Origin of the sequence: Streptomyces sp. NPDC051740, from assembly GCF_044453165.1 — a bacterium.
In the GTDB taxonomy this organism is placed as follows: Bacteria; Actinomycetota; Actinomycetes; order Streptomycetales; family Streptomycetaceae; genus Streptomyces; species Streptomyces atrovirens.
The window spans coordinates 157,124-172,949 of record NZ_JBITCL010000003.1 but is presented as its reverse complement, the minus strand read 5'-3'; the positions used below and the strand labels follow the sequence as shown (position 1 = coordinate 172,949).

11 protein-coding genes and 2 pseudogenes are annotated in these 15,826 nt (G+C 71.5%); 6 read left to right on the top strand and 7 right to left on the bottom strand.

What is annotated here, in order from left to right; genetic code table 11:
* Positions 1–234: 234 nt before the first annotated feature.
* Positions 235–2,109 (bottom strand): ATP-binding cassette domain-containing protein, encoded by a 1,875-nt coding sequence (locus ACIA6T_RS06515; RefSeq protein ID WP_399445429.1) that lies wholly within the window; start codon positions 2,107–2,109, stop codon positions 235–237.
* A gap of 133 nt (positions 2,110–2,242) precedes the next feature.
* Positions 2,243–3,151, bottom strand: a complete 909-nt coding sequence (locus ACIA6T_RS06510) for an SMP-30/gluconolactonase/LRE family protein (RefSeq protein ID WP_399445428.1) — start codon at positions 3,149–3,151, stop codon at positions 2,243–2,245.
* Positions 3,152–3,236: 85 nt separating this feature from the next.
* Here ACIA6T_RS06510 and ACIA6T_RS06505 point away from each other — a divergent pair, with 85 nt between their 5' ends.
* Entirely contained in the window at positions 3,237–3,707 is a 471-nt protein-coding gene (locus ACIA6T_RS06505; RefSeq protein ID WP_399445707.1) for an Lrp/AsnC family transcriptional regulator, read from the top strand.
* On the opposite strand, the pseudogene ACIA6T_RS06500 reads toward ACIA6T_RS06505, so the two are convergent.
* Positions 3,700–4,206: pseudogene (locus tag ACIA6T_RS06500) on the bottom strand (hypothetical protein); the annotation flags it as partial. The gene ACIA6T_RS06505 and the pseudogene ACIA6T_RS06500 sit on opposite strands and share 8 nt — an antisense overlap.
* Between ACIA6T_RS06500 and ACIA6T_RS06495 the strand changes: the two are divergent.
* Together ACIA6T_RS06495 and ACIA6T_RS06490 are read left to right on the top strand one after the other, a co-directional pair.
* Positions 4,205–4,441 carry a hypothetical protein gene (locus tag ACIA6T_RS06495; RefSeq protein ID WP_399445427.1) on the top strand — a complete coding sequence of 79 codons (237 nt, stop codon included), beginning with the start codon at positions 4,205–4,207 and terminating at the stop codon, positions 4,439–4,441. The pseudogene ACIA6T_RS06500 and the gene ACIA6T_RS06495 overlap by 2 nt on opposite strands.
* A 101-nt stretch (positions 4,442–4,542) precedes the next feature.
* A complete protein-coding gene (locus tag ACIA6T_RS06490; RefSeq protein ID WP_399445426.1) occupies positions 4,543–4,980 on the top strand; it encodes a nuclear transport factor 2 family protein in 438 nt (145 codons plus the stop codon).
* 22 nt (positions 4,981–5,002) lie between these two features.
* On the opposite strand, the gene ligA is transcribed toward ACIA6T_RS06490, so the two are convergent.
* A complete protein-coding gene (ligA, locus tag ACIA6T_RS06485; protein ID WP_399445425.1) occupies positions 5,003–7,075 on the bottom strand; it encodes an NAD-dependent DNA ligase LigA in 2,073 nt (690 codons plus the stop codon).
* 117 nt (positions 7,076–7,192) lie between these two features.
* On the opposite strand from ligA, the gene ACIA6T_RS06480 reads away from it, so the two are divergent.
* Both ACIA6T_RS06480 and ACIA6T_RS06475 read left to right on the top strand, forming a co-directional pair.
* On the top strand, positions 7,193–7,765 hold the full coding sequence (locus ACIA6T_RS06480) for a TetR/AcrR family transcriptional regulator (RefSeq protein ID WP_399445424.1): 573 nt from the start codon (positions 7,193–7,195) through the stop codon (positions 7,763–7,765).
* Between the two features lie 46 nt (positions 7,766–7,811).
* Positions 7,812–8,993: a GDSL-type esterase/lipase family protein gene (locus tag ACIA6T_RS06475; RefSeq protein WP_399445423.1), complete on the top strand. Its 1,182-nt coding sequence runs from the start codon at positions 7,812–7,814 to the stop codon at positions 8,991–8,993.
* Position 8,994: 1 nt separating this feature from the next.
* On the opposite strand, the gene ACIA6T_RS06470 is transcribed toward ACIA6T_RS06475, so the two are convergent.
* Positions 8,995–10,089 carry a glycoside hydrolase family 43 protein gene (locus ACIA6T_RS06470; protein WP_399445422.1) on the bottom strand — a complete coding sequence of 365 codons (1,095 nt, stop codon included), beginning with the start codon at positions 10,087–10,089 and terminating at the stop codon, positions 8,995–8,997.
* Between the two features lie 303 nt (positions 10,090–10,392).
* Here ACIA6T_RS06470 and ACIA6T_RS06465 point away from each other — a divergent pair, with 303 nt between their 5' ends.
* A complete protein-coding gene (locus tag ACIA6T_RS06465; RefSeq protein WP_399445421.1) occupies positions 10,393–13,668 on the top strand; it encodes a LamG-like jellyroll fold domain-containing protein in 3,276 nt (1,091 codons plus the stop codon).
* A 176-nt stretch (positions 13,669–13,844) separates the two neighbouring features.
* On the opposite strand, the pseudogene ACIA6T_RS06460 reads toward ACIA6T_RS06465, so the two are convergent.
* Together ACIA6T_RS06460 and ACIA6T_RS06455 are read right to left on the bottom strand one after the other, a co-directional pair.
* Positions 13,845–14,137, bottom strand: a pseudogene (locus tag ACIA6T_RS06460) (AbfB domain-containing protein); the annotation flags it as partial.
* A 57-nt stretch (positions 14,138–14,194) separates the two neighbouring features.
* A complete protein-coding gene (locus tag ACIA6T_RS06455) occupies positions 14,195–15,418 on the bottom strand; it encodes an RNA-guided endonuclease InsQ/TnpB family protein (RefSeq protein WP_399445420.1) in 1,224 nt (407 codons plus the stop codon).
* Positions 15,419–15,826: the final 408 nt, after the last annotated feature.

Below are 15,826 nucleotides of genomic sequence, written 5' to 3'. Positions count from 1 at the left end.
TAGCCCTTGGTCAGGCTCGACCCCGGGGTGGCGCGGGCCTGGGGGGTGGGACGGGGGGGGGGGCTGGAGAGGCCGGAGACCCGGGACGCCGCCGGCCGGCCGGCGCACCGCCACCGGCCGGTGGCGGTCCGTGCCCATCTGCTGGAGACGGCCGGTGACCTCGATGCCGCCCGGTCCGCCTACCGCCGCGCCGCGCGCCGCCCGGCCGGCACCGCAGGCCGTGCGCCTCCGGCCTCAGCGGTCCTGGGACAGGTGCAGGAGGCCGGCGAAGGTACCGGCGGCGTGGACCAGGTCGTCGTAGGTGCCCTGCTCGGTGATCCGGCCCCGCTCCATGACGGCGATGTGGTCGGCGATCCTCGTGTTCTCCAGGCGGTGCGTGACGACGATGGTGATGCGGTCGCCGGAGATCGCCTTGATCCTCTCGAAGATGCCGTGTTCGCCGCGCGGGTCCATCTGGGAGGTGGGCTCGTCCAGGATCAGCAGGGGCGGGCGGCGGTACAGGGCCCTGGAGCAGGCCAGGCGCTGCCACTGGCCGCCGGAGAGTTCGGCACCGCCGAAGATCTCACGGGCCAGCAGGGTGTCCAGGCGGGCGGGCAGGTCCTCGACGGCCTCCCGCATCCCGACCGCGTCCACGGCCTCCCACACCTCCTGGTCGTCCAGGCTCCTCGGCTGGCCCAGCGTCACGTTCTCCCGCACCCGCAGCGGCCACTGGGCGAAGATCTGCGGCACCAGGCCGGTGCAGTCCCACACGGTGGCCGGATCGGCGTGGGCGAGGTCGGTGCCGTCCCAGGTGACCCGGCCCTTGTCCGCGAGGTAGATACCGGTGATCAGCCGGGTCAGGGTGCTCTTGCCGGAGCCGTTCACGCCGACGACGGCGAGGATCTCCCCCCGCCGCAGGGTCAGCGAGACGCCGTCGACGGCGGGCTTGTCCTTGCCGGGGTACCGGTACGTGACCTCGTCCAGCCGGATCTCCTCCACCGGGGCCCGTACGGCCTCCGGGCCCCGCCGGGGCGCCCGCGCGGCGGCGTCGTCGAAGAACGCCTGCATGTCGCTGAGGTACAGGCTGGTGTGGAACACCGCGGCGCCGTTGACGACGACCTGGGACAGCGCCGCCAGGGTCGTCTGGACCGCGACGACGGCAGTGGCGGCGACGGCCGGCGCGATCCGCCCGGTGACGGCCAGCCAGGCGAGCATCCCCCAGGTGGCGGCCAGGAACGCCCCACTGGCGACGGAGGACACCAGCGCGATGCGCAGGGTCCGGGGAGCGGCGGTCAGGGACCGCCGGTCGACCCGCTCCGACAGGGCGCGGTACCAGTACAGGAGGTAGTCGGTCATGCCGTTGGCGCGGACCTCGTCCGCGTACTTCGGCGTGGTCGCCCACCAGCGGGTCATCCCGAGTACGTTGCGGTCCGCGACGTTCGCGTAGTGGATCTCGTAGTCGACGCGCGCGGTGAGGACGGCCCCCACGCCGGCCGGGGCCACGGCCAGCAGGAGCAGCGGCAGCATCAGGGGGTTGAGCACGGACAGGACGCCGCCGGCCGTGATCATCCTGATCAGCGCGGCCATGAAGCGCTGGGCGTCCATGACCATGACGTGCGTGCGCATCACACCCATCTCGGCGGCTTCCTGGCGGTCGGAGAAGCCGTCCGTCGCGTACGCCTCGGCCTCCACCCGGCAGACGGCCTCGACCAGCGCCGAGTCGGTCTCCGTGGTCAGCCGGGGCGTGATCCGCCGTTCGGCGTACATGGCCAGGGCCTCCGACGCGCGGGTGACGGCGCTCGCCACCGCGACGACGACGAGCGCCGGAAGTGCCTCGCGCAGGCGGTCCGCGACCGTTCCCGCGCCGAGGAGCGGCCCCATCGCCCGGGCCGTGGCCGCCAGCAGCACCGCCGCCGACACGCCCGTGACCAGCTGACAGGCGAGGAGCAGGACCACGGCCCGACGGTCGGTCCGCCACGCCATGGCGGTGATCCGGCGCAGCACGGAGGGGAGTTGGGAGCACAGGGAGCGGAAACCGACCTGACCCAGCGGGTTGACGGAGTAGTGGCCGGAGTAGGTGATCTCGGCGGGCGGCGGGGGCGGGACGGACCGCGCGGTCTGGTGGGTCAACGGCACTTCTCCCTGCCTGGTCGACGGCGTGAAGGCGACGCACGGAACTCAACGAGACAGGGAGCGGTATCGAGAACAGGAGTTTCGGACGGAGGGCGCGGATCCGGGTGGCCGAAAACCTCGCGCGGCCCGTTCAGAGGCGCGGAGCCCCGGTCACCGACATCACCAGGGAGTACAGGGAGGTGGTGGCGGTGATGAACAGGCGGTTGTTCCTCGGTCCGCCGAAGGCGATGTTGGAGACGGGCTCGGGCACGCGCAGCTTCCCGATGAGGGTGCCGTCGGGGTCGTAGCAGTGCACGCCGTCGTCGAGGGCGGCGGCCCACAGGCGGCCCTCGTCGTCGAAGCGGATGTTGTCGAAGCGGACGTCGCCCCGGCCCTCGGCGAAGACCTCGCCGCCGGAGAGGGTGCCGTCCTCGCGGATGCCGTACGCGTGGATCCGGGCGGCCCGCGAGTCGGAGACGTACAGCCGGCTCTCGTCGGGGGACAGGACGACCCCGTTGGGCCCCTCGAACCCGTCCGCGGCGAGGTGGACGTCCCCCGACAGCGGGTCGATCCGGTACACGTTGCACGCGCCGATCTCCGACTCGGCGCGATGGCCCTCGTAGTCGCTGATGATGCCGAAGTCCGGGTCGGAGAACCAGATCGTGCCGTCGGAGCGCACGACGGAGTCGTTCGGGCTGTTGAGCCGCTTGCCGTCGTACCGGTCGGCGAGGACGGTCACGGTGCCGTCCGGTTCGGTGCGGGTCACACGGCGGTTGCCCTGCTCGCAGGTGACCAGGCGGCCCTGCCGGTCGAGGGTGTTGCCGTTGCTGTGACCGGCCGGGGTGCGGAAGACGCCGACCGTGCCGGTGGCCTCGTCCCAGCGCAGGATGCGGTCGTTCGGGATGTCGCTCCAGACCAGCTGGCGCCAGGCGGGCAGATACAGCGGGCCCTCGGCCCAGCGGCAGCCGTCGTACAGGACCTCGAGCCTGCTGTCGCCGTTCGCGCAGCGTCCGGTACGGAAGCGGTCGTCCAGGATCTCGTACGGGCCGTTGGTGGGCATGACATCCCCTCGCAGAGAGTGATCAGGATCTGATGCAACGTAACATGCCTGTCGCTGAATCAGATACGGTCATCGCATGAGGCAACTGGATGACATCGACCGCCGGTTGATCGCGCTGCTCCAGCGGGACGCGACACAGCCGTACGCCGCCCTGGGCGCGGCGGTCGGCCTGTCGGCGGGCGCGGCGCACGAGCGCGTGCGCAAGCTGCGCGAGCAGGGCGTCATCCGGGCCACGACCGTCGACGTCGACCCCGCGGCACTCGGCCGCGGGGTCCTCGCCTTCGTGCTGGTCGACTCCACGGCGTGGATGGGGGACAGGGCCGGGGACTTCGCCGCCGTACCGGAGATCCAGGAGGCGCACGTCATCGCGGGCAGCGCCTCCGTCCTGGTGAAGGTGCGCACCGCCACCACCGAGCGTCTGCAGGACGTGCTGCGCCGCCTGTACGCGATCGACGGGGTCAGCGGGACACAGGCGACGGTGGTCCTGGAGACCTTCTTCGAACGCCCGCCGGACGCCGGTGGGGACCGCGGCGGCCCGGTCGGCCGGCCGTCCTGACGGGCGCGCCGCTCCGGCCGTGGCGCCGGCCGGTGGGCTCGGCGTCGGGCATCGCCCGCGCCACCCGCGTGCCCTCGGCGTACACGGGGTCCCGCAGGCGCTTCCCCATCTCGTCCTGGGAGACGTCCTCGACGTGGCGGACCACCCACCAGATGTTCCCGAAAGGGCCCTTGATCCGCCCGCCGCGCTGCCCGAAGGCGTTGTCCGCCGGCGGTGTGACGACCTGGCCGCCGGCCGCGACGGCGGGCGAGGACGCCGTGTCCGCGTCGGCGACGAACACCCGCGGCAGGACCGGCAGGACCGGCAGGACCGGCCGGTCCTGCCGGTCCTGCCGGTCCGCGCGCCGGTCGACGGCCAGGACGACGGTGTCGCCGACCCGGATCCCACCGTGCCCGACCGTCCCGTCCTCGGTCGCCACCCGCCCGAGCTCCTCGCCCCGCACGCTGAGGCCCGGCTTACGGACAGAAGCCGACCGCGAGGCTTCCCGCGGTCGTTCCATGACCCACGGCCACAGGATTCTTGTCCCCGGCTCCACCGGCTCCACCGGCTCCACCGGCTCCACCGGCTCCACCGGCTCCACCGGCTCCACCGGAACCGTCGGCTCCACCGGCTCCACCGGAACCGTCGGCCGTCGGGTCGTCGCCGAACTCCTCGCCCGCGGCCGGCCGCACGGTCCTCGGCACAGGGCGCCGCGGGCACGGCACAACCCCGTAGAGGGCATGGGCCGGGCATGACGTCCGGGGTAATCGACCCGCTCCTTCCTCCTCCGGCAGGATCGGACACATCCACGGAGACCCCGCGCCGGGCTCCTGGCCGCAGCAGAGAGGGGAGCGTCATGTCCATCGACTCCATCGCCACCGACGAGAGTTCCGCCGAGGTCACCCGGGCCGTCGTGGGGGAGTTCCTCGCCGCCCGGTCGGCCGGGGACACCGGGCGGCTGGCCGCGGTCTTCGCCGACGAGGTCGACTGGCTGCTCGCCGACAACCCCGCCGTCCCGTGGATCCGCCCGCGGTCCACCGCCGCCGAATGCGCGGCCCAGCTCACGGAGTTGATGGAACACACCGTGCCCGAGGACGCGCGCGCCTCCGTCGACACCTTCCTCGTCGACGGGAAGGACGCGGTCCTGATGGGACATCTGTCGGGGACGGTACGGGCGACGGGGCGGTCCTTCCAGGGCCCGTTCGCCCTGCGCCTCACCGTGGAGGGCGGCCGGATCACCCGGCACCACCTCTACGAGAACAGCCTGTCCATCGCCGGGGCCTGCGCCCCCTGACGGGCGGGCCCCGGTGGCCGGCTCAGTCGAGGAGTTCGGCGACCAGGGCGGCGAACTCCTCCGGGGTGGCGAGGCGGATGCCGAGCTGTTCGGCCTTCGCGCGCTTGGAGCCCGCGCCCTCGCCCGCGACCACGAGGGCGGTCTTCTTGGAGACGCTGGAGGAGGAGCGCCCGCCGGCCCGTTCGACGAGTTCGTTCATCTCGTTGCGGGAGAGCTTCTCCAGCTTCCCGGTCATCGCGCCGGTGACCACCACCGTCATCCCGGCCAGCGGACCGCCCTCGGCCGGGGCGTCGTCCTCGGCACCGGCGGGCGGCGGCGGAGTGGCTCCGGGCTCCGTCATGTTGACACCGGCGGCGGCCAGCTTGTCGATGAGCGGCGCCAGTTCGGCGAGCTCCGCGACGATCGACGGGGCCTTCTCCGCCCCGATGCCGTCGACCCGCTGCATGGCGTCGGCGTCGGCCGCGCGGATGTGGTCCATGGTGGCGAAGTAGCGGGCGATACGCCGTGACATGGACCTCCCCGTGCCCCGCACGCCCAGCGCGCACAGCACCCGCGACAGCGGCTGCGCCTTGGCCTTGGCGAGCGCGGCGAGCAGGTTGTCGGTGCTGGTCTCGCCCATCCGCTCCAGGGCGAGCAACTGCTCGCGCCGCAGGGTGAACAGATCGGCGAGATCGGCCACCAGGCCCGCCTCGACGAGCTGTACCACGCGGGTGGCGCCCAGACCCTCGATGTCGAGCTGGTCGCGGCCCGCGGCGTAGGCGAGGGAAGCGACCAGGTGGCAGTTGCGGCCCTGCGCGCACCGCCAGCGTTCCTCGCCGGTGTCGATGTCCGAACCGCAGCGCGGACACTGCGCGGGGAACTCGATCGGCCGCTCCTCACCCGTCCGCAGATGGGCCACCGGCGCCTCGATGCGGGGGATGACGTCGCCCGCCCGGTGCACCATGACGTGGTCGCCCAGGCGCAGGTCGCGGCGGGTGATGTCGGCCGGGTTGTGCAGGGTGGCGTAGGTGATGGTGGAGCCGTCGATGACGACCGGTTCGAGGACGCCGCGCGGCGCGATGATGCCCGTACGGCCGACGTTCCACTCCACTTCCAGCAGCCGGGTGATCTTCTCCACGGCCGGCAGCTTGTAGGCGATCGCCCAGCGCGGCGCGCGGGATCCGGACCCCGCGGCCCGCTGGTCCTCGGCGAGGTCGGCCTTGATGACGATCCCGTCGATGCCGAACGGCAGCTCGGCGCGGACCGCGGCGATCTCCTTCACCCGGTCCAGGACCTCCTCGGCGGTCTCGGCGACGGTGTCCGGGACGGCGGTCCGGGCGCTGGTGTGCACCCCGAGATCACCGGCCAGCGCCATCAGTTCGCTGTGCGCGAGCTCGTTCAGCTTCTCGGCGAGGACGGAGTCGGTGTCGGGCAGCGGCAGCAGACCGTAGCCGAAGAACGTCATCGGGACCGTGTAGACGCGCTCCTTCGCCCGCAGGGTGCCCGCCGCCGCGTTGCGCGGGTTGGCGAACGGCTGCCCGCCGTGACCGGTGCGCACCTCGTTGGCGTGCTCGAACTGGGCGGCCGTCATGAGGACTTCGCCGCGCACCTCCACGGTGACCGGCTCGTCCAGCTTCTCGGGCAGCCCCTCGATGGTGCCGATCGCGTGCGAGACGTCCTCCCCGGCCGTCCCGTCCCCGCGGGTGATCAGCCGGGTGAGCCGGCCGTCGCTGTACCGGGCGGCGATCGCGAGCCCGTCCAGCTTCGGACCCACACTGAAGCGCGTCGCCTCACGTCCGGTACGGCGGGACAAGGAGGCCGTCCAGGCGGTGAACTCCTCCGCGGAGAACACGTTGTCGAGGCTGAGCATCGGCACCGTGTGCGGCACGTCGCCCTCCACCGCCCCGCCGGCGACCTTCCCGGTGGGGGAGTCGGGGAGTATCCCGTCGGGATGCTCCGCCTCCCAGTCGGCGATCCCCCGTACCAGCCGGTCGTAGGTGTCGTCGTCCAGCGGTGAGGTGCCGCCCTCGTAGTAGGCGGCAGCCGCACGTACGGCGTCCTCGACCGCCTGCGCGTAGGCGGCGGCATCCACGATCACTGCTGCAGGTGTTGTCATGCGTCGCATCTTGCCTCCCCCCACTGACAACGGGGTCCGACGGGCATCACACCCGGCCTGTTTGCCTAAAACCATTAGGCAGATGCATACTCGGTTTAGGCGATGGAGGGGATGGCTATGGCAGCGCGTGTGGGACTGACGGCGGAACGCCTCACCGGAGCGGGGGCGGAGCTCGCCGACGAGGTCGGCTTCGACCGGGTGACCGTCTCCGAACTCGCCCGGCGCTTCGACGTCAAGGCGGCGAGCCTGTACTCCCATGTGAAGAACTCCCAGGACCTCAAGACGCGGATCGCGCTGCTCGCCCTGGAGGAACTCGCCGACCGCGCCGCCGACGCCCTGGCCGGACGGGCCGGCAAGGACGCCCTGACCGCCCTGGCGAACGTCTACCGCGACTACGCGCGGGAGCACCCCGGCCGCTATGCGGCGGCCCAGTTCCGGCTCAGCCCGGAAGCGGCCGCCGGCAGCGCGGGAGTCCGGCACGCCCAGATGACCCGGGCCCTCCTGCGCGGCTACGACCTGACGGAACCGGACCAGACCCACGCGGTCCGCCTGCTGGGCAGCGTCTTCCACGGCTACGTCAGCATCGAGATGGGCGGAGGGTTCAGCCACAGCGCCCCCGACACACAGGAGACCTGGTCACGCGTCCTCGACGCGCTCGACGCCCTCCTGCGCAACTGGCCCGCGCCCTGACCGCGACTCCAGGCCCTTGAACCGCACCGACCCACGGACGGAAACCATGCCCTCCACCCCGCACACCACCTCCGTCACCGCGGACCTCGTGCGCGGCGCCCTCGAGCTGGAGCCCACGGCGAACGGGGTCCTGCCCCACCGTCTGCCCGCCCGGGCCCGCGCCCGGAACACCGACGGACAGCTCGCCATGGCCGAGTCCCAGCCCTCCGGCGTACGACTGGTCTTCCGTACCCGGGCGACCGCGGTCGAACTCGACACGCTGCCCACCAAGCGGGTCTACACCGGTGCCCCGCCCCGCCCGGACGGCCTGTACGACCTGCTCGTCGACGGTCGCCCGGCCGGCCGGGCGACCGCGACCGGCGGCAACACCCTGACCATCGACATGAGCACCGGAGCGGTCGAACACAGCACCGGCTCCGCCGCCACCCTCCGCTTCACCGGCCTGCCCGCGCGCGACAAGACCGTCGAGATCTGGCTGCCGCACAACGAGACCACCGAACTCGTCGCCCTGCGCACCGACGCCCCCGTCGAGCCCGCACCGGCCTCCGGCCGCAGGACCTGGCTGCACCACGGCAGCTCCATCAGCCACGGCTCCGACGCCGCGAGCCCCACCACGACCTGGCCCGCGCTCGCCGCGGCCGAGGGCGGCGTGGAACTGGTCAACCTGGGCTTCGGCGGCAGCGCCCTGCTCGACCCGTTCGTCGCTCGGACCATGCGTGACACGCCCGCCGACCTGATCAGCGTCAAGCTCGGCATCAACCTGGTCAACGCCGACCTGATGCGGCTGCGCGCCTTCGCCCCGGCCGTCCACGGCTTCCTCGACACCATCCGCGAGGGCCACCCCACCGCGCCGCTGCTGGTCGTCTCGCCGATCCTGTGCCCCATCCACGAGGACACGCCCGGCCCCACCGCCTACGACTTCAGCCGTCTCGGTGAGGGGCGGCTCCTGTTCACCGCCGCGGGCGATCCCGCGGAGCGGGCCGAGGGCAAGCTGACGCTCGACGTCATCCGCGACGAGCTGGAGCGCATCGTGACGCGACGCGCGGCCGACGACCCGAACGTGCACTACCTCGACGGCCGTGACCTCTACGGCGAGGCGGACCACTCCGAACTGCCGCTGCCCGACCGGCTCCACCCCGACGCGGCCACCCACCGCCGCATCGGCGCACGCTTCGCCGCCCACGCCTTCGCTGCCGAAGGCGGCCCGTTCACGCGGGCCGAGGGCTGACCTACTCGAAGAACTTGAGGCTCCAGCCGGTGTCCGTGTTCGGCCCGGGGACGTTGGCGCGGCTGTAGGTGGTGTCGCCCCACCAGCAGAACGTGCCCGTGTACCAGTAGCGGTTCTCCCACGTGTACGGCGTGCCCTTCGGCACCGCGTGGAACATCAGCGGGAACCGCGGCCCGGCGGGCGGGCTGGTGCCGATGTCGCCGTCGAGCAGGACGAAGCTGTGGTGGCCGGGGCCGTCGACGTGCAGCGTCGGGTCCCAGCCGGCCATCATCGTGGCCCGGTCGGAGCCGAACAGACAGCCGTTGGACTTGTACCAGTCCCACACGTACGTCGGGTCGCCGCCGGCCCGCAGCCGCAGGTCGGCCAGGCAGTACCGGTCGCTCCAGCTGCCGTTGGCGGAGTAGGTGATGTGCAGCTGCCCGTTCGGGTCCTTGACGGGCTCGGGTCCCTCGTTGACGAACGGGTTTCCGACCACCCGCTCCCAGCTCTCCCGGGGCTGCGAGATGATGTGCCGCGCACCGGTCGGCGTGGTCGGACTGCTCATCCGGGCGATGTACAGATTCTGCTCGACGTCGGTGTCCCCGGCCCAGCCGGACCAGACGAACCAGCGCTGACCGTTGAACGTGAACAGGGTCCCGTCGATGGCCCACTTGTCGTCCGGCAGGGCCAGTTTCGTCTCGGCGGAGTAGCCGCTGTCGGGGCTGGCGGAGCTGATCACGTACATCCGGTGGGCCGCTCCGCGCCCGGCCGTGAAGTAGATGTGGTAGCGGCCGCCGTCCCGCACGATCTCCGGGGCCCAGACCTCACCGCGACCGCGCGTGTCCGACCACACCTGCCGCGGGGTCGCCGAGTCCAGGGCCGTCGTGGAGGACGCCTGCCGTACGACGATGCCTCCGCCGGCCGACTGCACGGAGATGTACGTACCACCGACCCGGAGCACGCTCGGATCCGCGGCGCGCAGACCTGTCCGGTCCGCCCGGGCGGGCCCGGCGGACGTCAGGGTCAGCGCGGCGGCGAGAACGCCGGACAGCACGAAGCCGAGGGCGCCGGCCAGACGGCGAGAGAGTCTCTTCGTCCCGTGGGGAAGCCTGGCCATCGTGTCCCGTCACCTCCACGCCGAGGTTTACATCGATGAAATCCGCTCCCACAGGATGGTGACCGGCGGCGGACATGTCAATAGAGCCGCAAGGTCCGGCCGCCGCCGCGTGAACTGTCATCACACCTCGGGGAAACTTGCGCTGACGATCCGTCAGCTGTGCGCGAAGCCTGGACAGGCGCCGGGCGGCGTGTTGTCATTCCGCTGCACACCGGATTTCCAACGTTGGAATAAATGGCCGGCCGAGCCGACGGCCACCCTGTTTCGTCCTGGCCCCATGCCTTCTGCGCGAGGAAAGGTTCGATGACAAGACAACTCACCCGCCCGAGATCCAGATCATGGGCGCTGCTGACCGTGACCGCCCTGGCCCTGTCCACGGGGGCCCTGGCGCCCGCCGCGTCGGCCGCCGTGCCGATCACCGGAGTGTCCGCCGGCCCGACCGCCGCCGACGCCGACGTCGTGGTGCACGGCCTGAAGGGCGAGTACTTCAGCATGTCGGCACCGGGCGCCCGGGACTTCGCCGAACTCGGCGGCACCCTGCTGGAGCCGCAGATCAACTTCTCCGGACTGACCAGCACCTTCGAGGAGCTGACCGGGCGGACGGAGCACACCACCGCCCGCTGGACCGGGCAGATCGAGGCACCGGAAACCGGTGAATACACCTTCCACGCCATCGGCGACAACGGTTTCCGGCTGTTCATCGACGACGAGCCCGTCATCGACCACTGGGTGGGCGACTGGGACAAGGAGCAGACCGGCGCGGCGGTCAGGCTGACCGCCGGCGAGAAGCACGACTTCCGTATGGAGATGTTCCAGGACGTCGGCGGCGCCAACATGTTCCTGCGCTGGTCGACGCCGACGATGCCCAAGCAGCTCGTGCCGACGACGGCGTTCACCCCGCCCGCCGGCTTCGAGGTCTTCCCGGTGGAACCGACCGTCACCGAGGACGGGCGGCAACTGCGCGCCCGGTTCGAGGACCCGGTGGGCGGCCTTGCCGAGGTGGCCGGCCACCTCAGGATCGAAGCCGACACGACCGCCATGCCGGTCAGGTCGGTGACGGCCGCCCCCGGCGACCCCGACTCCCTCCTGATCACGCTCTCCGAGCCGATCCAGAAGAACCAGCAGGTCCGTTTCACCTACGACGGCGAGGGCGGCCTCACGGCCGGCGGCAGGACCGTGCCCCGGATCGTCCGCTATGCCACGAACACGTCCACCCACCGCATCACCACGCCGTGGGGCGACGAGGTCGACACGAAGAACCCACTGCCGGAGTACCCCCGCCCGCAGCAGGTCCGCTCGAAGTGGAAGAACCTCAACGGGCCCTGGCAGTTCAGCGGCGCCGAGGCCGGTGAGCAGCCGGTCTTCGGCAAGGACCTGGACGAGAAGATCATCGTGCCGTTCCCGGTCGAGTCGCAGCTCTCCGGGCTCGAGCGGCACGAGGACCACATGTTCTACCGCAAGCTCGTGGACGTGCCGAAGAGCTGGAAGGTCGGCAAGAGCGGCAAGGACAACCGGCTCAGGCTCAACTTCGGTGCCGTCGACTACCGGGCCACCGTCTACGTCAACGGCAGGAAGGTCGCCGAACACACCGGCGGCTACAACGCCTTCAGCGCCGACATCACCGACGCGATCAAGGGCCGGGGCAAGCAGGAGATCGTCGTCGCGGTCACCGACACCGGCGGCGCCGACCAGCCGATGGGCAAGCAGTCCGCCAACCCCGGCGGCATCTTCTACACCCAGTCGTCCGGCATCTGGCAGACCGTCTGGATGGAGCCCGTCGCCGACACCTCCATCGACAACGTCGTCACCACGCCCGACATCGACACCGGCACCCTCGCGGTGACCGTCGAGTCCGAGGGCGCCTCCCGGCACGCCCGCGTCGAGGCCGTGGCCCGCGACGCCCGCGGCAAGGTCGTCGGCCGGGTCAGCGGACCGGCCAACAGCGAGCTGGACCTGCGCGTGGCCGGGCAGCACCTGTGGAGCCCGGACGACCCCTACCTCTACGACCTCGACATCAAGCTGAAGGACGGCAGGTCCACCGACAAGGTCGGCAGCTACTTCGGTATGCGCGAGATCGGCATCGAGGAGGTCGGCGGCTACCGGAAGCTGGTCCTCAACGGCAAGCCGGTCTTCTCCCTCGCCACCCTCGACCAGGGCTTCTGGCCCGACGGCCTCTACACCGCGCCCAGCGACGACGCCCTGGCGTTCGACCTGAAGGCGCACAAGGAGCTCGGCTTCAACGCCGTCCGCAAGCACATCAAGGTGGAGTCGCCCCGCTGGTTCTACCACGCGGACAAGCTCGGTCTGCTGGTCTGGCAGGACTTCGTCTCCGGGAACCTCACCAACGAGACCGGACGGAAGGCCTTCGTCGACCAGGGCCGCGAGATGATGCGCCAGCACCACAACTCGCCCTCCGTCATCGGCTGGATCGTCTTCAACGAGGGCTGGGGCGAGTGGAACCGTGAGGAGAGCGGCCGTATCGCCGAATCGGTGAAGGCCGCCGACCCGTCCCGGATCGTCAACGCCCACAGCGGTGTCAACTGCTGCAACTCCAAGGGTGACTCGGGCAAGGGCGACATCATCGACCACCACGACTACAACAACGACGACGCGCCCTTCCCGGACCACCGGGCGGCCATGGACGGCGAGCACGGCGGCTTCACGCTGCGCACCCCGGGCCACATGTGGCCGGGCACGCCGACCGTGATCTACAGCGGTGTCACCGACAAGGAGGCACTGACCCGCAAGTACGTGGAGAACACCGAGAAGTTCTACCTCGACCAGGCCGGCGCCGAGCTCTCCGGCTCGGTGTACACGCAGATCACCGACCTGGAGAACGAACTCAACGGCCTGTACACCTACGACCGCCGGGAGATCAAGGTCGACCCGGTCAGGGTGCGCGAGATCAACCGCGAGGTCATCGCGGCCGGCGCCGCGGCGGGCGACCGTGAGCCGCTGGAGGGCGGCGGGTCCTGGTCCCTCGACGAGGGCACCGGCACCACCGCGAAGGACGACGGCCCGAACGACAAGCCGCTCACACTGAGCGGGGGCACCACCTGGACCACCGGAGTCAGCGGCAGCGCGCTGAAGTTCGACGGCCAGGGACAGTACGCCCGGACCGAAGGCCCGGTGCTCGACACCACCGGCAGCTACACGGTCTCCGCCTGGGTCAGCCTCGACTCCCTGCCCGGCAACTACGCCACCGCCGTCAGCCAGGACGGACGGCGCCAGGCCAGCCCCTTCTACCTGCAGTACGGCCAGGGTGCGTTCGCCTTCAGCACGCCCGACGGACAGCGCGCACGGCTGGAGACCACACCGGAGACCGGCCGCTGGTACCACCTCGTCGGCGTACGTGACGACGCCACCGACCAGATCAGGCTCTACGTCGACGGCGAGCTCGCGTCGACCGCGACCGCCGGCCCCGCCTACGTCGCCACCGGCCCCCTCGCCGTGGGCCGTGCCCAGTGGAACGGCGAGAACACCGACTTCTGGGACGGCGCGGTGGACCAGGTCCACGCCTACGACAAGGCGCTCACCGCCGAGGAGGTGAGCGCGCTCCACAACGGGGAGAAGCGGTAACCCTGTTGACGGCGGGGGGGGGGGGGGGGGGGGGGGGGGGGGGGGGGGGGGGGGGGGGCGGGCCCGCCGGCCCCCCCCGCCCCCGGCCCCCCCGCCCCCCCCCCCGGCCCCCGGCGCCGCGCCGCCCGCCCCCCCCCCCCCCCCCCCCCCCCCCCCCCCCCCCGTCTCTCATGGCGTCAGGGCGCCCAGGGGGCCTCCACCGTCCACGTGGTGTCCTCGGTGAAGAGGGCGGGTTGTCCCATGTGTGGGTTCCGCCCGGGGTGGCCAGCCACAACTCGGCGTTGCGATGGCGCAGATACTGCTCGGGGGAGTTGTAGGCGGACAGTCTCACCCCGCCGTTCGCGCCCCGGACCGGGCAGAGGGTGGCGTCGGCACGGAACAGGTCGCCGCTGCCGCCCTCCTTGTACACACAGGAGTTGCGGTGCCGCAGATACGCGCCGGAGCAGTAGTTCCGCGACTCGAAGGATTGACCTGCACCTCGGGCTGAAGCCCGAGGATTCTGGCCTTCTCGATCGTCGCTGTGCCGCTACGTGGCACGGGGTTCGGTCGGGAATCCGTGGCTTCCTGTTTCTTCGCGCTGTGCCGGGATTGCTCCTGGTCTTACCGGCGCTCCGCAGGCCGACACCGCCAGTCCGGCGGCCGTCTTGACGTTGATCGCGGCGTTGTGGTCCCGGTCGTGGACGGTGCCGCAGGCCGTGCAGGTCCATTCCCGGATGTTCAGGGGTTTGGGACCGTCCACGGTGCCGCAGACGTGGCAGGTCTGGGAGGTCGGCTCGAACCGGCCGATCTTCACCAGGGTCCGGCCGTACCGTTCCGCTTTGTATTCCAGCATGCTGAGGAACGAGGACCATCCGGCGTCGTGCACGGACTTGGCCAGCCTGGTGCGCGCCAGAGCCTTCACCGACAGGTCCTCCACGGCGATCCCTTGGTTCTCGGAGATCAGCCTGGTGGAGAGCCGGTGGTGGAACTCGCGGCGTGCGTCGGTGACCCTGGCGTGGGCACGGGCGACTTTCAGACGGGTCTTGTCCCGGTTCTTGCTTCCCTTCTGTTTGCGGGAGAGTTCCTTTTGGGCCTTCCTCAGCTTCTTCTCCGCGCGCCGTAGGAAGCGCGGGGAGTCGATCTCCGTGCCGTCGGACCGGACGGCGAAGTGGGTGAGGCCGAGGTCGATGCCGATGGTGCGGTCGGTGTCGGGCATTCGCACGGCGTCGGCGGCGGGGTCGGTATCGATGACGAACGAGGCGAAGAACCTGTCGGCCGCGTCCTTGATCACGGTGACGGAAGTGGGGGTGGTGGGCAGGGTGCGGGACCACTTCACCTTCACCGCGCCGATCTTCGGCAGGTTCAGCCGGCCGCTGCTGGTGATGCTCCAGCGGGCGTTGGCGGTGAACCGGATCGACTGCCCCGTGTCCTCGCGGGACTTGAAGCGAGGCGGGCCGATCCTGGGGCCCTTTCGGGTGCCCTTGAGGGAGGCGAAGAAGTTGCGGTACGCCCTCTCGGTATCCCGCAGGGACTGCTGGAGCACCACCGCGGAGACCTCACTCAGCCAGGACCGCTCCGCTGTCCGCTTGGCCTCGGTGATCAGACGCACGGACAGTTCTCCGGCCTTCGGGAACGGCTGCCCGGCCCTGCGGGCGTCCTCGCGGGCGCGCACCCCGTCGTTGAACACCACCCGCGCACACCCGAACGCCTTGGCCAACGCCATCTGCTGACCGGTGTCCGGGTACAACCTGAAGGCGTACCGAAGCTGCATGCGGGGACCGTACGAACGAGCCGTATCGCCTGTCGCCGGGAACATCCGTTCCCCGTCTCACTCCAGGCGGCCGCACCGTCCGGCTCCGCCGGGCCGACACCGCGGCGCTCCGCGCCGCGGTCGCCATGCCGAAGCCGGTGAGGGCCGTGCCGGCGAGCAGGGCCAGCACGGCCGACACAGCGGTGAGCCACCACCGTCCGAACCGGGGGCGGGGCAGACATGGGGCCTGTACTCGACGAATCGTCACTCCTTGGGGAGGGGGTGGGAGACGTGCGTGTGCGAGAAGCGGGGGGGGGGGGGGGGGGGGGGGGGGGGGGGCGCGGGCCGGGCGCGGGGGGGGGGGGGGGGGGGGGGGGGGGGGGGGGGGGGGGGGGGGGGGGCGGGGGGCCGCGCCCGGGGGGCGGCGTA